Source organism: Pseudomonas sp. LBUM1643, assembly GCF_059716215.1.
Genome location: NZ_CP166813.1, coordinates 6107010 through 6128175, shown reverse-complemented (window position 1 = coordinate 6128175; position 21166 = coordinate 6107010). Strand labels below are relative to the sequence as shown.

General features: G+C 60.0%; 19 protein-coding genes. 10 read left to right on the top strand and 9 right to left on the bottom strand.

Annotation, left to right across the window (positions count from 1 at the left end):
• The first annotated feature begins 177 nt into the window (after positions 1-177).
• From ACA063_RS27725 to ACA063_RS27705, 5 genes are all read left to right on the top strand, one after another.
• Positions 178-1254: a putative 2-aminoethylphosphonate ABC transporter ATP-binding protein gene (locus ACA063_RS27725; RefSeq protein WP_497664101.1), complete on the top strand. Its 1077-nt coding sequence runs from the start codon at positions 178-180 to the stop codon at positions 1252-1254.
• Positions 1254-2978 carry a putative 2-aminoethylphosphonate ABC transporter permease subunit gene (locus ACA063_RS27720; protein ID WP_497664100.1) on the top strand — a complete coding sequence of 575 codons (1725 nt, stop codon included), beginning with the start codon at positions 1254-1256 and terminating at the stop codon, positions 2976-2978. Before ACA063_RS27725 ends, ACA063_RS27720 begins: the two co-directional genes overlap by 1 nt.
• 32 nt (positions 2979-3010) lie before the next feature.
• The gene (locus ACA063_RS27715) at positions 3011-4036 is read left to right on the top strand and encodes a putative 2-aminoethylphosphonate ABC transporter substrate-binding protein (protein ID WP_497664099.1); all 1026 of its coding nucleotides are present in this window, start codon (positions 3011-3013) and stop codon (positions 4034-4036) included.
• 245 nt (positions 4037-4281) lie between these two features.
• The gene (locus ACA063_RS27710; protein ID WP_497664098.1) at positions 4282-5415 is read left to right on the top strand and encodes a TIGR03364 family FAD-dependent oxidoreductase; all 1134 of its coding nucleotides are present in this window, start codon (positions 4282-4284) and stop codon (positions 5413-5415) included.
• Positions 5415-5990 (top strand): phosphonate degradation HD-domain oxygenase, encoded by a 576-nt coding sequence (locus ACA063_RS27705; RefSeq protein ID WP_497664097.1) that lies wholly within the window; start codon positions 5415-5417, stop codon positions 5988-5990. The genes ACA063_RS27710 and ACA063_RS27705 overlap by 1 nt, the downstream gene beginning before the upstream one ends.
• Positions 5991-6157: 167 nt before the next feature.
• Here ACA063_RS27705 and ACA063_RS27700 read toward each other — a convergent pair whose 3' ends face one another.
• Together ACA063_RS27700 and ACA063_RS27695 are read right to left on the bottom strand one after the other, a co-directional pair.
• On the bottom strand, positions 6158-7531 hold the full coding sequence (locus ACA063_RS27700) for a GTPase/DUF3482 domain-containing protein (protein ID WP_497664096.1): 1374 nt from the start codon (positions 7529-7531) through the stop codon (positions 6158-6160).
• The gene (locus tag ACA063_RS27695) at positions 7524-8894 is read right to left on the bottom strand and encodes a DUF2868 domain-containing protein (RefSeq protein ID WP_497664095.1); all 1371 of its coding nucleotides are present in this window, start codon (positions 8892-8894) and stop codon (positions 7524-7526) included. Before ACA063_RS27695 ends, ACA063_RS27700 begins: the two co-directional genes overlap by 8 nt.
• A gap of 85 nt (positions 8895-8979) precedes the next feature.
• Here ACA063_RS27695 and ACA063_RS27690 point away from each other — a divergent pair, with 85 nt between their 5' ends.
• On the top strand, positions 8980-9492 hold the full coding sequence (locus ACA063_RS27690) for a dihydrofolate reductase (RefSeq protein WP_497664094.1): 513 nt from the start codon (positions 8980-8982) through the stop codon (positions 9490-9492).
• Between the two features lie 41 nt (positions 9493-9533).
• On the opposite strand, the gene ACA063_RS27685 is transcribed toward ACA063_RS27690, so the two are convergent.
• Positions 9534-10925 carry an L-cystine transporter gene (locus ACA063_RS27685; RefSeq protein ID WP_497664093.1) on the bottom strand — a complete coding sequence of 464 codons (1392 nt, stop codon included), beginning with the start codon at positions 10923-10925 and terminating at the stop codon, positions 9534-9536.
• Between the two features lie 241 nt (positions 10926-11166).
• Here ACA063_RS27685 and ACA063_RS27680 point away from each other — a divergent pair, with 241 nt between their 5' ends.
• The gene (locus ACA063_RS27680) at positions 11167-12222 is read left to right on the top strand and encodes an HAD family hydrolase (RefSeq protein WP_490145812.1); all 1056 of its coding nucleotides are present in this window, start codon (positions 11167-11169) and stop codon (positions 12220-12222) included.
• A 154-nt stretch (positions 12223-12376) separates the two neighbouring features.
• On the opposite strand, the gene ilvD is transcribed toward ACA063_RS27680, so the two are convergent.
• From ilvD to ACA063_RS27660, 4 genes are all read right to left on the bottom strand, one after another.
• Complete coding sequence (gene ilvD, locus ACA063_RS27675; protein ID WP_497664092.1) at positions 12377-14218, bottom strand: dihydroxy-acid dehydratase; 1842 nt, start codon at positions 14216-14218, stop codon at positions 12377-12379.
• 258 nt (positions 14219-14476) lie between these two features.
• Positions 14477-15676: an MFS transporter gene (locus tag ACA063_RS27670; RefSeq protein ID WP_497664091.1), complete on the bottom strand. Its 1200-nt coding sequence runs from the start codon at positions 15674-15676 to the stop codon at positions 14477-14479.
• 291 nt (positions 15677-15967) lie between these two features.
• Positions 15968-17164: a class I SAM-dependent rRNA methyltransferase gene (locus ACA063_RS27665; protein WP_157712544.1), complete on the bottom strand. Its 1197-nt coding sequence runs from the start codon at positions 17162-17164 to the stop codon at positions 15968-15970.
• Positions 17165-17382: 218 nt separating this feature from the next.
• A complete protein-coding gene (locus tag ACA063_RS27660; protein WP_497664090.1) occupies positions 17383-17928 on the bottom strand; it encodes a type 1 glutamine amidotransferase domain-containing protein in 546 nt (181 codons plus the stop codon).
• A 207-nt stretch (positions 17929-18135) separates the two neighbouring features.
• On the opposite strand from ACA063_RS27660, the gene ACA063_RS27655 reads away from it, so the two are divergent.
• The 3 genes from ACA063_RS27655 to ACA063_RS27645 are packed head-to-tail and all read left to right on the top strand — an operon-like array spanning position 18136 to position 20184.
• A complete protein-coding gene (locus ACA063_RS27655) occupies positions 18136-18951 on the top strand; it encodes an HDOD domain-containing protein (RefSeq protein ID WP_194691118.1) in 816 nt (271 codons plus the stop codon).
• A gap of 42 nt (positions 18952-18993) precedes the next feature.
• Positions 18994-19806 (top strand): bifunctional DNA-formamidopyrimidine glycosylase/DNA-(apurinic or apyrimidinic site) lyase, encoded by an 813-nt coding sequence (gene mutM, locus ACA063_RS27650; protein ID WP_497664089.1) that lies wholly within the window; start codon positions 18994-18996, stop codon positions 19804-19806.
• Between the two features lie 54 nt (positions 19807-19860).
• Positions 19861-20184 (top strand): multidrug transporter, encoded by a 324-nt coding sequence (locus tag ACA063_RS27645; RefSeq protein WP_162439379.1) that lies wholly within the window; start codon positions 19861-19863, stop codon positions 20182-20184.
• Between the two features lie 134 nt (positions 20185-20318).
• Here ACA063_RS27645 and ACA063_RS27640 read toward each other — a convergent pair whose 3' ends face one another.
• Both ACA063_RS27640 and coaD read right to left on the bottom strand, forming a co-directional pair.
• Positions 20319-20570, bottom strand: a complete 252-nt coding sequence (locus tag ACA063_RS27640; protein WP_162439378.1) for a YfhL family 4Fe-4S dicluster ferredoxin — start codon at positions 20568-20570, stop codon at positions 20319-20321.
• A 102-nt stretch (positions 20571-20672) separates the two neighbouring features.
• The gene (gene coaD / locus ACA063_RS27635; RefSeq protein ID WP_045059801.1) at positions 20673-21152 is read right to left on the bottom strand and encodes a pantetheine-phosphate adenylyltransferase; all 480 of its coding nucleotides are present in this window, start codon (positions 21150-21152) and stop codon (positions 20673-20675) included.
• Positions 21153-21166 lie beyond the last annotated feature (14 nt).

The window sequence follows — 21166 nt, the reverse complement described above, 5'->3', positions numbered from 1 at the left end:
CCGCAGCCGAACGGGGTGGTGCGGCATTCCGATAAATCCCCTCGCCACAGGTAATCACTGCCTGTGCTCTCCAACCAAAATCCTTGAATACCACTATCAGCCGTTTTTGCCTCACTGCCACATGACGGACGCATTACATCCCTAGGATGGCCTTCATCTGCTTGATGAGGCCTGTCCATGAACAACGCGATCGCAACTGCCCTGACCAACCCCGGCGCCCCGATGAAGGTGCGCGGCGTGCAGAAACGCTTTGGCGCTTTCACTGCACTGGATAACGTTTCCCTCGACGTCGCCGCGGGTGAATTGGTCTGCCTGCTCGGCCCGTCGGGCTGTGGCAAAACCACTTTGCTGCGTTGCATCGCCGGCCTTGAAAAACAGGACAGCGGTGAGTTGTACCTCGGTGATCGCGACGTGTCCCACCTGGCGCCGCAGGCGCGTGACTACGGCATTCTGTTTCAGTCCTACGCGCTGTTCCCCAATCTCACCGTCGAAGCGAACATTGCCTACGGCCTCGCGGGCAGTGGTCGCGACGAAGTGCGCAAGCGCGTCGGCCAGATGCTGGAACTGGTCGGCCTGCTAGGCAGTGAAAAAAAGTACCCCGGCCAATTGTCCGGCGGCCAACAACAACGCGTCGCTCTGGCCCGAGCGTTAGCGCCGGCCCCTTCGTTACTGCTGCTGGATGAGCCGATGTCGGCCCTCGATGCCCGGGTTCGCGAGCACCTGTGCACCGAGTTGCGCCAGCTGCAACGCAACCTCGGCGTCACCACCTTGATGGTCACGCACAATCAGGACGAGGCCATGCTGATGGCCGACCGTATCGCTGTGATGAACAACGGCAAGGTCGAGCAGTACGCCTCCCCGCAAGAAATCTATGATCGCCCGGCGACGCCGTTTGTGGCGGAGTTCGTCGGCCAGGGTAACTGGCTGCCGTTCAGCCGCAACAGTGACAGCCATGCGCAGGTCGGCGGGATGAACATGCGCCTGGCCGACGGCAGTGCCAAAACCGCGTCGGGCCGTTTGTTCTGCCGCCCTGAAGCCATCAACGTCAACCCGCCGGTGCATGAGGAAAACATGTTTGCGGCCAAGGTTCGCGAAATCACCTTCCTCGGCAATCGTTGCCGGATGAGCTTCGAGCTCGAGCAACTGCCGGGCCATGCGCTGCTGGCGGAACTCGCACCGGAAGCCATGCCGCGTCTCGGTGCACAGCACATCATGGTCGCCTTGCCTCCACGCAGCCTGCAGGTGTTTGCCTGATGAGCGCGAACATCGCGCTGCCGATACCGCATAAGCAGGTTCGGCAGACCTCCCGTGCCGAGATTGGCGACCGGGTGTTCGTGGTTGGCGGCAAAGTACTGTTGCTGATGCTGCTTGGCGTCGCGGTATTGATGCCGTTGCTGGCGATCTTCTGGCGCGGGTTCAGTTCTGAAGCCGGGCAGGGCGGCGGACTGGTCGCTGCCCGTGAGTTGGTGACCAGTGCCAATTTTCATTGGCTGTTGGGCAATAGTCTGAAGGTTTCCCTCAGCGTCGCGGCCATTGTCGTCCCGCTGGCTTACCTGTTTGCCTACGCCCTGCAACGCACATTGATTCCAGGCAAGGGCATCTGGCGCGGCATGTCGCTGCTGCCGTTGATGGCGCCGTCGATGCTGCCGGGTATTGCGCTGGTTTATCTGTTCGGCAACCAGGGCATGCTGCGCGGCCTGCTCTCGGACAATATCTACGGCTTCTGGGGCATTGTGCTGGGGGAGGTCATCTACACCTTCCCACACGCCTTGATGATTTTGCTGTCAGCCCTTTCTCTAGCGGATGCGCGCCTGTTCGATGCCGCTTCCAGCATGGGTGCCAGCCCTGCAAAAGCTTTTCGCAGCATCACCTGGCCTGCGACCCGTCAGGCGGTGTTCGCCGCGTTCTGCCTGGTGTTCACCCTGACAATCACCGATTTCGGCGTGCCTGTGGTGGTCGGTGGCGACTATCAAGTGCTGGCGCTGGAAGCCTACAAGGCGGTGGTCGGCCAGCAGCAGTTCGGTCGCGGCGCTTTGATCGGCATGGTCCTGCTGTTGCCGGCGCTGTTCAGCTTTGGTGTCGACGCCTGGCTGCGTCGACGTCACGGCGATTCCATGAGTGGCCGTGCGCAGGTCTTTCAGCCGGCGCCGTCAAAGCTGCGGGACGGCTGCTACCTGGCGATCGTGATGCTGATCTGCGCGGTGTTGCTGCTGGTGTTCGGCATGGCGGTGTACTCGTCGCTGGTGAAATTCTGGCCTTACAACCTGTCGCTATCGCTTAACCATTACCAGTTCAATGACACGGCGGGCGGCGGCTGGCTGGCCTATGGCAACAGCGTGAAGATGGCGCTGTGCACGGCATTGATCGGCAGCGTACTGATCTTCACCGGCGCCTACCTGATGGAAAAAACCAAGGGGCAGCGTGGCCTGAATCTGGCGCTGCGCATGCTCAGTTTCGTACCGATGGCGGTGCCGGGCCTGGTGTTGGGTTTGGGTTATGTCTTCTTTTTCAACCTCACCGGCAACCCGCTCCACGTGCTGTACGGAACCATGACATTGCTGGTGGTGTGCACCATTGCTCACTATTTGACCACTGCACAAATGACCGCGACCACCGCGCTGCGCCAGCTCGACGCCGAGTTCGAAGCCGCCGCGCTGTCGCTCAAGGCGCCGCTGTATCGGCACTACCTGCGGGTAACCGTACCGATCTGCCTGCCGGCGCTGCTGGACATCGTGCGCTACCTGTTCGTCTCCGCCATGACCACCGTTTCGGCAGCCATCTTCCTCTACAGCCCCGACACCATCCTCGCGGCGGTGGCGGTGCTGAACATGGATGACGCTGGCAACGTGGGCGGCGCGGCAGCGATGTCGACCCTGATTCTGTTCACCTCGGCGGGCGTGTCCCTGCTGCTGGCCTGGGCTTCGCGCGGCTTGCTGCGCCGCTCCCAGGCCTGGCGGCAGACCGCGCCTGGTCATTGATTCATACCCTCAACTCACACAGGAATTGCACCATGTTCAAGCCTTTGGCCCTGGCCGCTGCTGTCCTCACCGCTTTCAGCCTGAACGCCTTCGCGGCGAAAACCGAGTTGACGGTGTACACCGCACTCGAAGCCGAGCAACTGAAGACTTACAAAGAGGCTTTTGAAAAAGCCAATCCAGACGTCGAGATCAAGTGGGTGCGTGATTCCACCGGCATCATCACCGCCAAACTGCTGGCCGAAAAAGCCCGCCCGCAGGCTGACGCCGTGTGGGGCCTGGCCGCGTCGAGCCTGGCGATTCTCGATCAACAAGGCATGCTGCAAAGCTACGCACCGAAGGACCTGAGCAAGATCGGCGGCAACTACCGCGACGCCGCCAACCCACCAGCCTGGGTCGGCATGGACGTCTGGGCCGCGACCATTTGCTTCAACACCGTCGAAGCCGAGAAGCAGGGGTTGACCAAGCCTGTGAGCTGGCAAGACCTGACCAAGCCTGAGTACAAAGGCAAGATCGTCATGCCTAACCCGGCTTCGTCCGGCACCGGTTTCCTCGACGTCAGCGCCTGGCTGCAAACCTTCGGCGAGAAGCAGGGCTGGCAGTACATGGACGACCTGCACCAGAACATCGGTCAGTACGTTCACTCCGGTTCCAAGCCATGCAAGCTGGCGGCATCGGGTGAGTTTCCGATTGGTATCTCCTTCGAATATCCGGCCGTTCAGTTGAAACGCCAGGGCGCACCGCTGGACATCATCCTGCCGAAGGAAGGCCTTGGCTGGGAGATCGAAGCCACCGCCGTTATCAAGGGCACGCAGCATGAAGAAGCGGCAAAGAAGCTTGCTGACTTCTCCGCCAGCCCGGCGGCGATGGAGCTTTATAAAGAGAACTTCGCGGTGCTCGCTCAGCCAGGAATCGCCAAGCCGCAGACCGAACTGCCGGCGGATTATGAGCAGCGTCTGATCAAGAATGACTTTGCCTGGGCCTCGAAGAATCGCGATGAAATCCTGACCGAGTGGCGCAAGCGGTATGACGGCAAGTCCGAGAAAGTGGCTGCCAAGTAATTCTCATAGTCTGACAGGGCCTCATCGCTAGCAGGCTAGCTCCCACATTGGATCTTCAGTGGACGCAAATTTTGTGAAGATCCCTGATTTCCTGTGGGAGCTAGCTGGCTAGCGATAGAGGTCCCCCATTCAGGGAAAATCTCCCACATTGGATCTTCAGTGGACACACACTTTGTGAAGCCCCCTGATTTCCTGTGGGAGCTAGCCTGCTAGCGATAGAGGTCTCCCATTCAGGGAAATTCTCCATGACACAACGAAACGACATGCTGATCGTAGGCGCGGGCATCCTCGGAATGTCCCACGCTTACGCCGCCGCCAGACGCGGCCTCAAGGTCCGTGTTTTCGAACGCAGCGCAACACCCATAGGCGCCTCGGTGCGCAACTTCGGCCAGGCGCTGGTCACGGGTCAACCGCCAGGCCAGATGCTTGAACTCGCCAAAGCCAGCCGCGAGATCTGGGGCCATTGGGCCCAAGTGGCTGGCTTGCAACTCAAGCGCAACGGCTCATACCTGTTCGCACGTACCGAAGCGGAAGAACACCTGCTGGAAGTCTTCTGCGAAGGCCGCGCCATCGAGCATGATTACCGCGTCGACCTGCTGCGCGGCGCCGCATTGCGTGACCTCTACGGTGGTCAGTTCCGCCATCACCGCGCCGCGTTGCACGGTCTGGACGATCAGCAACTGTATTCCCGAGAAGCGATTCCGGCCCTGATCGATTACCTGCGCCGCGAACTCGGTGTCGAATTTCATTTCTCCACACTCGTTCGTGACATTGAACCGGGGCGCTTGCACAGCACCGCCGGGACCTTCACTGCGCAACAGATCATCGTCTGCTCCGGCCACGACTATCAGACCCTGCTGGCTGAGCCGATCGCTGCGCTCAACCCGCAAATCTGCCGCCTGCAAATGCTCCGCGCCCGACCGCAGATCAACCTCAACTTGCAGCACGCGGTGCTCACTGGATTGAGTTGCGTGCACTACGGCGCCTTTGCCGATCTGCCAGAAGCAGCGGAAGTGCAAGCGCAGATCCTGCGAGACGAACCGCACCTGCATGAGAACGGCATCCACCTGCTGATCAGCCCGACGCCTTACGGCGAACTGATCATTGGCGATTCGCACCATTACGGCATTGACCCTTCACCGTTCAACGCCGAGCAGGTGGACAACTGGATGATCGAACTGGCCGAGCAAACCTTGGCCTGCAAGATCCAGGTGGTCGAGCGCTGGCAAGGTGTCTACGGTTCTCGCGGGTCGGGGCCGTTCTCGTTCTTGCGCCCGGCACTGGGGGTGAGTGTGGCGTTGATGCACACGGGCGTCGGCATGAGCGTCGGTCCGGCGATGGCCGAGCGAAACGTCGCGACGTTGTTGGGAGAGGACTGATGGAGCGCCATGAACAGGTGATCGACGAGGTCTTTGCGCTGTACGAGCGCTTTGGCGGCAGCGATTACATCGGCGAACCGGTGTCGCAGATCGAGCACATGTCCCAGGCCGCCGAGTGGGCCATGGCTGAAGGCTACGACGATGAAGTGGTGCTGGCGGCGTTCTTCCATGACATCGGGCATATCTGCCTTGCCGAAAGCGCCGAGAACATGGGCGGTTTCGGCGTGGTGAGTCATGAACGCCTCGGCGCGGATTATCTGCGACGCGCCGGCTTCAGTGAGCGCATGGCGCGGCTGGTGGAGTACCACGTCCAGGCCAAGCGCTATCTGACGCTCAAGGAGCCTGGGTACTACGAGCGCTTGAGTGAAGCCAGTCGCAGGACCCTTGAGTATCAGGGCGGGGTGATGACGAGCGAAGAGGCGCAAGCCTTCCAGCAGGATCCGTTGTGTGAGGTCAGTTTGCGCATGCGGCAGTGGGATGAGATGGCCAAGGAGATGAATGTGCCAGTGCTGGATCTCGACATTCTGAAGCGCAAGGCTGCCGACGTGTTATCCCGAAGCAACGATGTCCTGTAGCAGCTGTCGAGCCTGCGAGGCTGCGTCCGACGGCGCAGCCGTCGTAAAACCAGCAACGCGGTTGTTCAGGCATGCTCGCGTACACAGGGATTGCGAGGACTTCGTCCTCGAACGCAGCCTCGCAGGCTCGACAGCTGCTACACATGCGACAGCTGCTACAGGTGTTTCTAGGGCTCGAACACTTTTTCGGCCAACGCTTCGATCTGCTCCTGCCTGTCCGCCTGATTCAACTTGGCCTGAGGATTCAGCGACGACCACTGCGGATAAGCCCGGGCCTTGTTCAGTGCTTCAGGCAGCTTGCCTTCGCGCCAGGTCTTGTCCTGTGGCGTGGCCACCTGAATGCTGTCCATCGCCGCATGCCCGCGGGCATTGAGTGCTTGCAGCAACTGCCGTTGGCGCAATGCCAATAACCTCAGCACGCTGTCATCAACAGTCAGCTCTCGGTGACCTCTGATCTTGCCCATTAACCGGCTGCCATAACTACGGGCGGTTTGCAGGGCGCCGCCGGCAATGGCGCCGGCTAATGCGGCCGCACCCAATGTCAGACCTCCGACCAGCAGATCCACCCCGGCCCCGGCTGCCGCGCCCGCCGCAATTCCGCCGCCGACCCGCACACCCAACTGCTTGAGGGTTTCGGGGTTGAACAAGTCGTCACCCCAGCGCCCGTCAAGCAACGGCAAATCACTGGCTGCCGCGTCCTGCGGGCGGAAGGCATACAACTTCAGCAGCGCCTCGACGCAGCGTTGCTCACGCTGGCGTACCGCTTTGCGCAGTTCACTGATCGCCTGTTGTTCCTGCTCGGGATCGCTGACCACACTGCGTCGGCAGGCGGCGCAATCGATCAACAATTCGGCAATCAACCGCGCTGCACTTTGCTGACGGGCCAGGCGCTGAGCCTGCTGATCGGCGATCAAGCGCTCAAGTTGTGGCCGAGCGTTTTCAAGAAGCAGCGCAAGGCTTTCATACAGTCGACGTTCGCCATCCTCCGGCGGCGCGACACTGTCGAAACGCACCAGTGCGTGCAAACCCAGGCGCGCTAACGCTTCACGCCAGGACGGCTCGCGGTGGTTGGCGCTGCTCACGAAGTTCAGCACCGGCAGCAGCGGTTTGCCGCAGCTCGCCAGCACCTCCAGCTCGTCGCGGTACTTGGATAGCACCGGCTCGCGGGCGTCGATCACGTAGAGGCCAGCATCACAGGTGAGCAGTTGGCGCAGGACTTTGGCTTCCTGCTCAAACCGCTGCCGCGCTTCGCTGCCTTCAAGGAAACGTGCCAGCCGGGCGGGGCCGTCGAGGCGTTCACCGGGTCGCTCGATACGTTCCAGAAAGTCGAGCAGGGCGATGGCATCTTCCAGTCCAGGCGTGTCGAAGAGGTCGAGCAGCGGCTCGCCATCCACCGACAGGCGTGCGCCTTCGACGTGTCGTGTAGTGCTCGGTCGATGGGAAACTTCACCGAACCCGACGTCCCGGGTCAGGGTTCGCAACAACGAAGTTTTTCCGACGTTGGTGTGGCCCACGACTGCCAGTTTCAAAGGTTTAGTCATGACCGTTCTCCAGCCAGTTCGTCGGCGCGCTGTCGGCGAATGGCAGTTCCAGTTGTTGCAGCGCGGCGTGCCAGTCACCCAGGCGCTCGGCATCCAGTGCTTCACCGGGCGGCGCTTGCAACAACCAGACGCGGGTGTCGCTGGCATTGCGTGCGAGTTCGGCGATCAGCGCCAGGCTGCCTCGATCCGGTGAGCGCCGAGGGTCGCACGCGATGGCCAGGCGCGCGGGCGGGAAACGGCTCAGTTGTTCAAGGAGTTTGTGGCGCGATTCGCGACTGTCGAGGACACCTGCATCGCTCACGTTCTTTGGCAGTAGTGGCGGCCACGGGCGCTGATCATCCAGCTCGATGGCGACCAACAGCGCACCGTCGCTTTGCAGGTCGCTGATACCGCTTTCGACACGATGCAAATGCTCGGGCGCGGCATCGCTGATGCCCAGGCGTTCGCTGGTGGGCATCAACCTTTCCCGCAGTTGGGCGTAACCGGGGAGGTTCAGATCCAGGCGCAATTTCGCCTGACCGGTTTTCCAGCGCCACAGACAGAACAGCGCTAACAGCAGGCGCGGCAGAACGCCATAAACCACCAGCACGCCGACCAGCCATGTGGCCCATGCCTGCCGCGCGCTTTCGATATTCAGCGCCGCATCGCCGCTGGCCCGAATCATGTCCACTGTCGGAATATTGAAGCCGAGCAAGGCAGGCAGGGCGCCAAGGGTGCGGGTCATGGCGACAAAAGTGTCGGCGCTGAGCAGAGTGGTTTCCCAGACGAAGCCGTAGCGCCGGGTCGCCATCAATGTCAGCAGCATCACCAGCGCACTGAGCATCGCCAGTAACCACAAGCCGTTGACCAGCACTCCGATCGCCCAGCGATTGAGTTTCTGTCGTTGCAGTAACAGCAGCAGGGCAGGTGCGAGTTGTGCGGCTTTAGCGTCGCGGGCGAGTTTTTCACTGAGCCATAACCACAAGCGCCCTAGGCTGGCGCCGTGTTCACCGGCAAACACCAGGCCCAGCGCCCAGCTGAGCAACAAAATCAGATTCAGCCCGAGCAGGCTGCCCAGGGCCCAGAACACATTCACCGGTGTCTGCCCGTCACCCAGCGCGGCAAATGCCAGGCCGGCGCCGCTGATCACGGCCAGTACGGCGAGAACAATCAGCGCCAATCGTGCGCCTTGTAGCCAATGCTTGAGGGCGTTGGCCAGTCCATCGCGTTCAGCCAGCCACAGGGCCCGGCGTTGAATCCGTGCCGGCAGGTCGCCGCCAGCGCTGCGGGCCAGTCGATTGGCTTCCAGATCATCCAGAGGGCCGGCGTGTTCTTCGCGCAAACGAATGGTTTCCGTCAGCCAGAGGTTATTCAGTTCAGTCACGCGGCATCCCGTCGCTCAATTGAACGGTGAGCATAACCGCTGTGGCGCTTATCGGGGTACGGGACGCTCTGGTATCCTCGCCGGCATGACTAAATCACTCCCTCTCAGCCTGATCGCAGCCCTCGGTGAAAACCGTGTGATCGGCGTCGACAACAGCATGCCCTGGCACTTGCCGGGGGACTTCAAATACTTCAAGGCCACCACCCTGGGCAAGCCGATCATCATGGGTCGCAAGACCTGGGACTCCCTGGGCCGTCCACTGCCGGGACGATTGAACATCGTGGTCAGCCGTCAGACTGATCTGCAGTTGGAGGGGGCGGAGGTTTATCCGTCGCTTGAGGCGGCCGTGGTGCGCGCAGAAGAATGGGCGAACGGGCAGGGCGTCGATGAGGTGATGCTGATCGGCGGAGCGCAGCTGTATGCGCAGGGGTTGGCGCAGGCGAATCGGCTGTATTTGACGCGAGTGGCGCTGAGCCCGGAAGGAGATGCGTGGTTTCCGGAATTCGATTTGGAGCAGTGGAAACTGGTTTCCAATATCGAAAATCCAGCGGTGGACGATAAGCCTGCGTACAACTTCGAAGTCTGGGAAAAAGCCTGATCTGTGGCGAGGGGATAAATCCCCTCGCCACAAAGTTGTGTTTAAGCCTGCACCAACTCCGAATGCTCATCCGCATTCAGCAGTGCTTTGTCCGTCTGCTGCATCACCTGGCTGGTAATCGCACCGGCCGCAATCGACCCGCTGACGTTCAAAGCCGTACGACCCATGTCGATCAGCGGCTCAACCGAAATCAGCAGCGCCACCAGTGACACTGGCAAGCCCATCGCCGGTAGCACGATCAGCGCGGCGAACGTTGCGCCACCACCGACACCCGCCACACCCGCCGAGCTCAGCGTCACAATCGCCACCAGTGTCGCGATCCACAGCGGATCCAGCGGGTTAATGCCCACGGTCGGAGCAACCATCACTGCCAACATTGCCGGGTACAGACCGGCACAACCGTTTTGGCCTATGGTCGCGCCGAACGACGCGGCGAAACTGGCGATGGCTTGTGGAATGCCCAAGCGGCTGGTCTGCGCTTCGATGCTCAGCGGAATTGTCGCGGCGCTGGAGCGGCTGGTGAACGCAAACGTCAGCACCGGCCAGATCTTGCGGAAGAAGCGTAGCGGGTTGATCCCGGCTGCCGAAACCAGCAGGCCATGCACTACAAACATCAGACCCAGGCCGATGTAAGACACCACCACGAAACTGCCGAGCTTAATGATGTCTTGCAGGTTCGAACCGGCGACCACTTTGGTCATCAGCGCCAACACGCCATACGGCGTCAACTTCATGACCAGACGCACCAGACGCATCACCCAGGCTTGCAGGGTGTCGATGGCGTTGATCACTTTCTGACCTTTCTCGACGTCATCCTTCAACAACTGCAGCGCAGCGACGCCAAGGAACGCGGCAAAGATCACCACGCTGATGATCGATGTCGGCTTGGCGCGCGCCAGGTCGGCGAACGGGTTCTGCGGGATGAACGACAGCAGCAACTGCGGCACATTCAGGTCCGCGACCTTGCCCGCGTAGTCGGTCTGAATGGTTTGCAGACGGGCGATTTCCTGCGTGCCAGCCACCAGGCCTTCAGCGGTCAGGCCGAACAGGTTGGTCAGGCCGATACCGATCAACGCAGCGATGGCGGTGGTGAACAGCAGCGTGCCGATGGTCAGGAAGCTGATCTTGCCCAGCGACGACGCGTTGTGCAGACGGGCCACAGCACTGAGGATCGAGGCGAACACCAGCGGGATGACGATCATTTGCAGCAACTGTACGTAACCGTTGCCCACCAGATCGAACCAGCCGATCGAGGCTTTCAGTACCGGGTTGCCGGCACCGTAAATGCTGTGCAAAGCCACACCAAACGCCACGCCCAGTACCAGTGCGAGCAGGACTTTTTTGGCCAGGCTCCATGTAGTGTGGCGGGTTTGTGCCAGGCCAAAGAGCAGGGCGAGGAATACCAGCAGATTGAGGATCAGTGGCAGATTCATTGAGACTCCGATAAAGACTTGTGCCAGCGGCCTTCCGGGGCAGCTGCGAACCGGCAAGCCTAACAGCTTGAAAACTAATGATTTAATACCAAAAACGTATCGCAACTGTCGTTTTTGGAATAAGCGCGCGTCGCTCTCAGGGATGCATCTGGCGCAATGGGTGCGGTAACGGTCGCTGACAGACGAGGACCGTCATATTTATTTGTTAGCGTCGGTTTCTTTGACTCAGGGAGAACTGTCGATGAAGCTCGCACCGAAATTTCTACTCGCCGCACTCTGCCTTGGCCTCGCAGGCCAGGCATTCGCCACGGATTTGAAGCATTGGCCCGCCGATCAGGCCAAGGCGCTGGACGCAATGATTGCCGCCAACGCTAACAAGGGTAATTACGCGGTGTTCGACATGGACAACACCAGTTACCGCTACGACCTCGAAGAATCGTTACTGCCGTACATGGAAAACAAGGGCCTGATCACCCGTGAAAAGCTTGATCCTTCCCTGAAACTGATCCCGTTCAAAGACACCGCCGACCACAAGGAAAGTCTGTTCAGTTACTACTACCGCCTCTGCGAACTCGACGACATGGTGTGCTACCCATGGGTCGCCCAGGTGTTCTCGGGTTTCACGCTCAAAGAGCTCAAAGGCTATGTCGATGAATTGATGGCGTCCGGCAAACCGGTGCCGGCGACTTACTTCGAAGGCGATGTCGTCAAGAAAATGGACGTCAACCCGCCGAAAATATTCACCGGTCAGCAGGAGCTCTACAACAAGCTGATGGAGAACGGTATCGAGGTCTACGTCATGACCGCCGCCTCCGAAGAACTGGTGCGCATGGTCGCTTCCGACCCGCAATACGGTTACAACGTCAAACCGCAGAACGTGATCGGCGTGAGCCTGCTGCTCAAGGACACCAAGACCGGCGAATTGACCACGGCGCGCAAGCAGATCACGGCAGGCAAGTATGACGAAAAGGCCAACCTTGGTCTTGAACTGACCCCGTACCTGTGGACCCCGGCAACCTGGATGGCCGGCAAGCAGGCGGCGATCCTGACCTACATCGATGAATGGAAAAAACCGGTACTCGTTGGCGGTGATACCCCGACCAGCGATGGTTACATGCTGTTCCACAGCGTCGACGTGGCCAAGGGCGGCATCCACTTGTGGATCAACCGCAAAGACAAATACATGACCCAGATTAACGGCATGATGGCCAAGCACGCAGCGGCGCAGGCCAAGGAAGGGTTGCCGGTGACGGCGGACAAGAATTGGGTGATTGTGAAGCCTGAAGAAATTCAGTAACTCGGATTCAACTGTAGGAGCTGCCGAAGGCTGCGATCTGTTGATCTTGCTTTTAAAAGTCAAAAGATCGCAGCCTTCGGCAGCTCCTACAGAAGATCAGCGTGAATAAAAATGCCCCGCACTTGGCGGGGCATTTTTGTTTGACGGTTAAGCCTTACAGCCCGTCAAGCATCGCCTTGTTACGCACAGCACCCTTGTCGGCACTGGTCGCCAGCAGCGCGTAGGCCTTGAGAGCGGTGGTCACTTTGCGTGGACGCTTCTCGACCGGTTTCCAGCCTTTCTGGTCCTGTTCAGCACGGCGGCCGGCCATTTCTTCGTCGCTGATCATCAGGTTGATCGAACGGTTCGGAATGTCGATCAGCACCTTGTCGCCATCCTGCACCAGACCAATCGCGCCGCCTGCAGCTGCTTCCGGCGAAGCGTGGCCGATGGACAGGCCCGAGGTGCCGCCAGAGAAGCGACCGTCGGTGAGCAGGGCGCATGCTTTGCCCAGGCCTTTGGATTTCAGGTAGGACGTCGGGTACAGCATTTCCTGCATGCCCGGGCCACCTTTCGGGCCTTCGTAACGAATGATCACGATGTCGCCGGCCTTCACTTCATCCGCGAGGATGCCGCGTACGGCGCTGTCCTGGCTTTCGAAGATCTTCGCGTTGCCTTCGAACACGTGGATCGACTCGTCGACACCAGCGGTTTTCACTACACAACCGTCCAGCGCAATGTTGCCGTAGAGAACGGCCAGGCCGCCTTCTTTCGAATAAGCGTGCTCGACACTGCGGATGCAGCCGTTTTCACGGTCGTCATCCAGGGTTTCCCAACGGGTCGACTGGCTGAACGCGGTTTGCGTCGGGATGCCCGCAGGACCGGCCTTGAAGAAGTGATGCACGGCTTCGTCGTCGGTCTGGGTGATGTCCCACTTGGCAATGCCTTCGGCCAGGGTCTTGCTGTGCACGGTCGGCAGGTCGGTGTGCAGCAAACCGCCACGGGCCAGCGAGCCGAGGATGCTGAAGATCCCGCCGGCGCGGTGCACGTCTTCCATGTGGTACTTCTGGATGTTCGGCGCAACTTTGCACAGTTGCGGCACGAAGCGGGACAGACGGTCGATGTCGCGCAAGTCGAACTCCATCTCGGCTTCCTGGGCGGCGGCCAGCAAGTGCAGGATGGTGTTGGTGGAACCGCCCATGGCGATGTCCAGGGTCATGGCGTTTTCAAACGCCTTGAAGTTGGCGATGTTGCGCGGCAACACCGACTCATCGTTCTCGGTGTAGTAACGCTTGCACAGCTCGACGATGGTGCGGCCGGCCTGCAGGAACAGCTGTTCGCGGTCGCTGTGGGTGGCGAGAGTCGAACCGTTGCCCGGCAATGCCAGGCCCAGGGCTTCAACCAGGCAGTTCATCGAGTTGGCGGTGAACATGCCGGAGCACGAACCGCAGGTCGGGCAGGCGCTGCGCTCGTACTCAGCGACTTTCTCGTCAGAAGCGCTGGAGTCGGCAGCGATCACCATGGCGTCGACGAGGTCGAGGCCGTGGGAGGCGAGTTTGGTCTTGCCGGCTTCCATCGGGCCGCCGGAAACGAAAATCACCGGGATGTTCAGGCGCAGGGACGCCATCAGCATGCCGGGGGTGATCTTGTCGCAGTTGGAGATGCAGACGATGGCGTCGGCGCAGTGGGCGTTGACCATGTACTCGACGGAGTCGGCAATGATCTCGCGGCTTGGCAGCGAGTACAGCATGCCGTCGTGGCCCATGGCGATGCCGTCATCCACGGCGATGGTGTTGAATTCTTTTGCCACACCGCCAGCGCGTTCGATCTCGCGGGCGACCAGTTGGCCCAAGTCCTTGAGGTGGACGTGGCCCGGTACGAACTGGGTGAAGGAGTTGGCAATGGCGATGATCGGCTTTTTGAAGTCGTCATCTTTCATCCCCGTGGCGCGCCACAGTGCGCGGGCGCCGGCCATGTTGCGGCCGTGGGTGGATGTTTTCGAGCGGTAATCAGGCATGAAGCACTCCGGGCGGCTAATCAGGTATCAAAAGGGAAGTGAGCTTCTATTGACGTCTGGAACACTCAGAAATGGCCGTGTGTCCGGAAGTTGCCGATAACTTTGCGGGATCGCCGCGCGCTTCAGCTTGAGCTCATAAACCCGCCGGGGGATGACTGGCGATGAATGTGGCGATTCTACACGGCTGGCGGCGGGAGGGAATGCCGGGAAGCGCTGATCCAGCGCTCACGGCGCGTGTTGAATGACGATCGGTGTGTATCAGTTCGCTGTCAGGGCAACATTGCGCCGCACGATCAGCGCGTTCAAGGCGAGCCCCACGGCACTCAGGATCAAAAAACAGAAGGAGAGGGCAGTGGTCAGGTCGTCGGACACGAGATTGATCACCACGCTGATCACGCCGCCGCACATGAAGATCATGACACCGCCGACGGAAGAGGACGTGCCCGCATCTTCCGGATGAAGGGTCATGGCTCTGGAATTGGCGATGGGCCTGGCAATGGTGGTCCCGGCCGTACAAATGAGCATGGGGATCAGCACTGCCGTCGCCGTGAGCCCGAACTGATTCGCCAGCCACAACATGACCACCCCCGACAGGGCAATCAGTCCGAGGCCAACAATGATCTGGGTGTTGGCCTGTAATCGCCGATGCAGCGCGCTGGCGACGATTCCACCAAACACATACGCCACGCCGTACAGCAACAAGGCCCAGGCAAATTCGTAGGGCGAGAGTGCCAGGCGCTCCATGAAAATGATGGGCGAAATGACGATGAATGAAAAATGGCAGGCGAACGCCAGGCCCGAAATAAGCCAATAACCCATGAAGCGTACGTCGGAACAGAGCCGCCAATAAGCGCTGAAAAAGCGCCCTGGTGATGCATCGCGACGGGGTGGAGTGTCCCGCAGCAGCGCGTTGGCCTTCACCCAGACGATGGCTGCGAGCGCGATGAAAACATAGAAGCTGCCTTCCCAACCCAGGTGCAATTGCAACCAGGTTCCCAGCAGCGGCGAGATGGAAATGAACACGCCTCCGGCGGTGGTCATCCAGATCCTCATTCGCTCCTGCTCCTTGCCCACGAACAAGTCCTGGATAAGCGCCTGTGAGTGCACGAAGGATCCACAGCCCACTGCCTGAATGACGCGAAACAGAAGAAACCAACTGTACTCGCTGGAAATCAGGCAGCCCGTCGCACCGACCATTGAGATGACGATACCTGTCAGCAAAAGCTTCCTGCGCCCCCATAAATCCGACAGCGGCCCGACAAGGACCACCGATAACGCCAGGCCAATGGCGAACAGGCTTACAGAAAGGGCAATGTCTGAGGCTGAGGTCTGGAAGTAGTCAGAGAGTGCGGGAAAAGAGGGGAGTACGACGTCCAGCGGGAAGACACCGAGAAGCGTCATGCCCATCAATAGCAGGATGAGCGACGATTTGTTCGAGGTGTGCGTGGAAGGGTTCATCGACAACGCTCTCGATCCGTGAGGGGGGCCGAGAGTTGACTTGCTGAAGATGGAAGTCAATGCAGGAGGTGTGTGGCTTTTGTAAATCTGTCGCGGGAGCGATTTGACTCGCTCCCGCAATCAGGGGGATCGGCATGCGCCTTGATGGCCACTGCTTCGCCGCCGAACGCAGCCTTCGGCAGCTGCTACAGGAACCGCGTACACCCCTGTAGCAGCTGGCGCAGCCTGCGTCGGGTTGCACAGCGACCCTGGTTTTCAGTGCCGACAACGCAACGTCCGCAGGGCGACCGGTTAGCTGTTCGGCAACAACCGGCAAGTAATGCTCTTGATGTAGCGCGTTTCAGCAATTGCCGGGTGAACCGGGTGATCCGGGCCCTGACCGCCACGTTCCAGCATCTGGATGTTGCGATCCAGGTGGCGGGCGCTGGTCAGCAGGATGTTTTGCAGGTCGTCTTCCGGCAGGTGCATCGAACACGAGGCGCTCACCAGGATGCCGTCCTTGCTGAGCAGGCGCATGGCTTGCTCATTCAGGCGACGGTAGGCACCTTCGCCGTTTTTCATGTCTTTCTTGCGTTTGATGAACGCCGGTGGATCGGCCACGATCACGTCGAAGCGCTCTTCGCTGGCTTTCAGTTCTTTCAGGGCTTCGAAGACGTCGCCTTCGATGCAGGTCATTTTTTCGGCGAAACCGTTCAGGGCGGCGTTACGCTCGACACCGTCGAGGGCGAAGGCCGAAGCGTCGACGCAGAATACTTCGCTGGCGCCGAACGCGGCAGCTTGTACGCCCCAGCCGCCGATGTAGCTGTACAGGTCGAGTACGCGTTTACCTTTGGCATACGGCGCCAGACGTGCGCGGTTCATGCGGTGGTCGTAGAACCAGCCGGTTTTCTGGCCCTGAATGACCGGCGCTTCGAATTTCACGCCGTTCTCTTCCAGCGCAACCCACTCCGGCACCAGGCCGAAAACGGTTTCGACGTAGCGGTTGAGGCCTTCGGCATCGCGCGCAGCGGAGTCGTTCTTGAACAGGATGCCGCTTGGCTTGAGCACTTGGGTCAATGCTGCGATCACGTCTTCTTTATGGGCTTCCATGGTCGCCGAGGCGATCTGGACGACCAGGATGTCACCGAAGCGATCGACCACCAGACCCGGCAGCAGGTCGGAATCACCGTACACCAGGCGGTAGAACGGCTTGTCGAACAGGCGGTCACGCAGAGACAGGGCAACGTTCAGGCGGTGCACCAGCAGCGATTTGTCCAGCGGCAACTTGATGTCGCGCGACAGCAGGCGGGCGCAGATAAGATTGTTCGGGCTCATGGCAACGATGCCCAATGGCTTGCCGCCGGCGGCTTCGAGGATCGCCTGATCGCCGGCCTTGAAACCGTGCAAAGGGGTCGCTGCAACATCGATTTCGTTGCTGTAGACCCACAAGTGGCCGTTTCGCAGGCGACGGTCGGCGTTGGCTTTGAGGCGCAGGCTAGGCAGGGACATGACGTCGCTCCGGAAAAAAGAGCGGGAGTATAGCGTGTTGTACAGCGCCTCGGTTCCACTGATAGACCTGTGGCGAGGGAGCTTGCTCCCGCTGGGCTGCGTAGCAGTCCCTCTTTTGGGGCCGCTTCGCGACCCAGCGGGAGCAAGCTCCCTCGCCACAGTTACAGTGCCGGATTAAGTGAACTGCATTCCCCTCGCCACAGGGGTTTATGCCGAACTCAAGATATGGCCGACAACGCGCTGATCAACTCCCGATTGAACGCCGGAATATCATCCGGCTGACGGCTGCTGATGAGATTGCCGTCCTTGACCACCTCCTTGTCCACCCAGTGGGCGCCGGCATTCACCAGGTCATCCTTGAGCGTCTTGTAGCTGGTCATGGTTTTGCCGTTGACCAATCCGGCCGATATCAGCAACCAGCCGCCATGACAGATCACCGCAATGGGCTTGCCGGCCGACGTACCGGTCTTAACCAGGTGTTGGGCGTCCTGGTCGATACGGATGGTGTCGGAGTTCTGTACGCCGCCCGGCAGAACGACGGCGTCGTATTGATCGATGCTGGTGGCCTTGAAGGTACCGTCAACCTTGAAGTCGTCCGCGGGTTTGTCGTGATTCCAGCCTTTGACCTGGCCTTCCTCGGCCGACAGGATATCGACCTGAGCCCCGGCCTCTTCCAAGGCCTTCTTCGGCCCGGAGAGCTCGACCTGCTCAAAACCATCGGTCACCAGAATTGCGACACGTTTGCCATTCAGGGAATTGGACATGAATACAGCTCCTGACGTGAGTAAGTGGATGCCCGAGGGCATTACTCAGTCCGAAGCCTGTGCCTGAATGAAAGTTCCTCCGATGTGCCGGCTGGTGTGTCGGATCCAACTTCATAAAGGTTAGAATCGCCGCCTGTCCAAGAGCGTGTACTTATGTCCCAAGAGCTGACCACCGAACAAATTCAACAGACCCTGCAAGGCATCAGCGTGCCGGCCCAGCCGCAGATCATGGTGGATTTGCAGATGGAGCAGTACATGCCGGACCCGGACCTGGAGGTGATCGCCAAGCTGATCTCCCAGGATCCCGGCCTGTCCGGTTCCCTGTTGAAAATCGTCAACTCGCCTTATTACGGTCTTTCCAACAAGATCGCCTCGATCCAGCGCGCGGTGAACCTGCTGGGCAGCCGGTCCGTCATTAACCTGATCAACGCCATGTCGATCAAGGGCGAGATGAACGATGACACCATCGTGACGTTGAACCGTTTCTGGGACACCGCTCAGGACGTGGCGATGACCTGCCTGACCCTCGCCAAGCGCATCGGTGGCCAGGCCGGTGACGAAGCCTACGCGCTGGGTTTGTTCCACGATTGTGGCGTGCCGCTGATGCTCCAGCGCTTCCCTGACTACATGAGCGTTCTGGAAAAGGCCTACGCCAATGCCAGCCCGGAATGCCGGGTAGTGGACACCGAGAACAGCCTGTTCAATACCAACCATGCAGTTGTCGGTTACTACACGGCCAAATCATGGCGTTTGCCAGAGCATGTCAGCCACGCCATCGCCAATCACCACAATGCCCTGGCGATTTTCAGTGACGAGTCTTCACGCAACAGTCAGCTGAAAAATCTGTTGGCGATCCTGAAAATGGCCGAGCATATTTGCGCGTCTTACCGAGTGCTGGGCAACCAGAAGATTGACCATGAGTGGAACAGCATCAGCCATCTGGTGCTCGATTACGTCGGCCTCTCGGACTACGACTTCGAAACCCTCAAACAAACGATTCGCGACCTCGGCAATCACCGCTGAGTATTGAACCTCCTCTGAGCCAGAGCCTGATTCGAGAACGCCATGCCTGAACTGCCGGAAGTCGAAACCACCCGCCGCGGGATTGCCCCGCACCTGGAAGGACAGCGTGTCAGTCGGGTCATTGTGCGGGATCGCCGGCTGCGTTGGCCGATTCCCGAAGACCTGGACGTTCGGCTGTCCGGTCAGCGCATCGTGCTGGTGGAACGCCGCGCCAAGTACCTGCTGATCAATGCCGAAGTCGGCACCCTGATCAGCCATTTGGGCATGTCCGGGAATTTGCGTCTGGTGGAAGCCGGTTCGCCAGCGGCCAAGCATGAGCATGTGGACATCGAGCTGGAGTCCGGTCTGGCGCTGCGTTACACCGATCCACGGCGCTTTGGTGCGATGCTCTGGAGTCTTGATCCACTCAATCACGAACTGCTGATTCGCCTGGGGCCGGAGCCGTTGACCGAGCTGTTCGACGGCGAGCGCTTGTTCCAGCAGTCTCGCGGACGGTCGATGGCCGTGAAACCGTTCATCATGGATAACGCGGTGGTGGTGGGCGTGGGCAATATCTACGCGACCGAGGCACTGTTCGCTGCCGGTATCGACCCGCGACGCGAGGCCAAGAGCATTTCCCGGGCGCGCTATTTGAAACTCGCGATCGAGATCAAGCGCATCCTCATCCATGCCATCGAACGCGGCGGTACGACGTTGCGGGACTTCATCGGCGGTGACGGTCAGCCCGGTTATTTTCAGCAAGAACTGTTCGTTTACGGCCGAGCGGGCGAGCATTGCAAAGTCTGCGGGACCGGGCTGCGGGACGTGAAGCTGGGGCAGCGCGCCAGCGTCTTTTGCCCACGCTGCCAGACCTGAAAACGTCAACGGTCTATAGTCACAGTTCTCACTGCCTAGCCGAAGGACCGTGCCATGAATTCGTTTCGAACCCTTGCAGTCGTTTTACTGCTGAGCATCGCCGCGCCGGTGCTGGCGGATAGTAGCGGCAGCGGTGACCCCCGTTACACCATCCAGAATCCCCCGGCTTACGCCATGATTGGTGACTTGCTGATCGCCCGGCCTTTGCTGGTTGTGGCGACGGTCATCGGTGCAGGAGCGTTTGTGCTGTCGTTGCCGTTCACCGCGCTGGGTGGCGGGATTGGCGATGCGGGGCAGGCGCTGGTGGTTGATCCGGCGAAGGCGGCGTTTGTGCGGTGTCTTGGGTGTATCGGGGAGGGGTTTGAGCAGCGGGAGTGACTTCAGTTACCTCAGCGGTGTACCTGATGGTCCCATCGCGAGCAGGCTCACTCCCACACTTGATCTGCGTCGACCGCAAGACCCCTGTGGGAGCGAGCCTGCTCGCGATGGCGTCAGGACAGACGCCGTAATGTTCAAGCCTTACCGGTAATCACCCGATACTTCTCCATCAACTGTTCTTCAGTCTCCGGATGCGCCTCATCCAGTGGAATGCAATCCACCGGGCAGACTTGCTGGCATTGAGGTTCGTCGTAATGCCCGACGCACTGCGTGCACAGGTTCGGATCGATCACGTAGATCTCTTCGCCTTGGGAAATGGCGGCGTTCGGGCACTCGGGTTCGCAGACGTCGCAGTTGATGCAATCGTCGGTGATGATCAGGGACATGCTAACTCCAGCCAGGGCGGACAGCCCGGGCGCTATAAACCAATGCGCGCAATTGTGCCGCATTGGCGCCCGCAGTGCACGCGGGCGCCGCTTGAGCGGTCGTTACTTCTTGAAGCGTTCGGTCAGGGCATCCGCGACGGCGGGGTGCACAAACTTGGTGATGTCGCCACCGAGCGCTGCGATTTCACGGACCAGCGTCGAGGAAATAAACGAATAACGCTCGGACGGTGTCAGGAAAAGACTTTCCACGTCCGGAGCCAGTTGGCGGTTCATGTTGGCCAGCTGGAACTCGTATTCGAAGTCCGACACCGCGCGCAAACCACGGAGGAAGACGTTGGCGTTCTTCTCTTTGGCAAAATGCGCCAAGAGCGTCGAAAAGCCGACAACTTCTACGTTCGGCAGATGTTTGGTGACCTCGCGGGCCAGCTCCACGCGTTGTTCCAGGGGAAACAACGGGTTTTTCTTCGGGCTGGCAGCGACAGCAATGATCACGTGATCGAACAGGCGCGAGGCGCGTTCGACCAGATCGCCATGGCCCTTGGTAATAGGGTCGAAGGTACCTGGGTACAACACTCGGTTCATCGCGTCGTCCTGGC

What these genes read in the sequence shown, in the direction of transcription:
- ACA063_RS27715 (WP_497664099.1), top strand. Translation starts at nt 3,011, where the DNA reads ATGTTCAAGCCTTTGGCCCTGGCCGCTGCTGTCCTCACCGCTTTCAGC.
- ACA063_RS27690 (WP_497664094.1), top strand. Translation starts at nt 8,980, where the DNA reads ATGACTAAATCACTCCCTCTCAGCCTGATCGCAGCCCTCGGTGAAAAC.
- ilvD (WP_497664092.1), bottom strand. Translation starts at nt 14,218, where the DNA reads ATGCCTGATTACCGCTCGAAAACATCCACCCACGGCCGCAACATGGCC.
- ACA063_RS27710 (WP_497664098.1), top strand. Translation starts at nt 4,282, where the DNA reads ATGACACAACGAAACGACATGCTGATCGTAGGCGCGGGCATCCTCGGA.
- mutM (WP_497664089.1), top strand. Translation starts at nt 18,994, where the DNA reads ATGCCTGAACTGCCGGAAGTCGAAACCACCCGCCGCGGGATTGCCCCG.
- ACA063_RS27660 (WP_497664090.1), bottom strand. Translation starts at nt 17,928, where the DNA reads ATGTCCAATTCCCTGAATGGCAAACGTGTCGCAATTCTGGTGACCGAT.
- ACA063_RS27725 (WP_497664101.1), top strand. Translation starts at nt 178, where the DNA reads ATGAACAACGCGATCGCAACTGCCCTGACCAACCCCGGCGCCCCGATG.
- ACA063_RS27720 (WP_497664100.1), top strand. Translation starts at nt 1,254, where the DNA reads ATGAGCGCGAACATCGCGCTGCCGATACCGCATAAGCAGGTTCGGCAG.
- ACA063_RS27670 (WP_497664091.1), bottom strand. Translation starts at nt 15,676, where the DNA reads ATGAACCCTTCCACGCACACCTCGAACAAATCGTCGCTCATCCTGCTA.
- coaD (WP_045059801.1), bottom strand. Translation starts at nt 21,152, where the DNA reads ATGAACCGAGTGTTGTACCCAGGTACCTTCGACCCTATTACCAAGGGC.
- ACA063_RS27685 (WP_497664093.1), bottom strand. Translation starts at nt 10,925, where the DNA reads ATGAATCTGCCACTGATCCTCAATCTGCTGGTATTCCTCGCCCTGCTC.
- ACA063_RS27645 (WP_162439379.1), top strand. Translation starts at nt 19,861, where the DNA reads ATGAATTCGTTTCGAACCCTTGCAGTCGTTTTACTGCTGAGCATCGCC.
- ACA063_RS27705 (WP_497664097.1), top strand. Translation starts at nt 5,415, where the DNA reads ATGGAGCGCCATGAACAGGTGATCGACGAGGTCTTTGCGCTGTACGAG.
- ACA063_RS27665 (WP_157712544.1), bottom strand. Translation starts at nt 17,164, where the DNA reads ATGTCCCTGCCTAGCCTGCGCCTCAAAGCCAACGCCGACCGTCGCCTG.
- ACA063_RS27640 (WP_162439378.1), bottom strand. Translation starts at nt 20,570, where the DNA reads ATGTCCCTGATCATCACCGACGATTGCATCAACTGCGACGTCTGCGAA.
- ACA063_RS27700 (WP_497664096.1), bottom strand. Translation starts at nt 7,531, where the DNA reads ATGACTAAACCTTTGAAACTGGCAGTCGTGGGCCACACCAACGTCGGA.
- ACA063_RS27680 (WP_490145812.1), top strand. Translation starts at nt 11,167, where the DNA reads ATGAAGCTCGCACCGAAATTTCTACTCGCCGCACTCTGCCTTGGCCTC.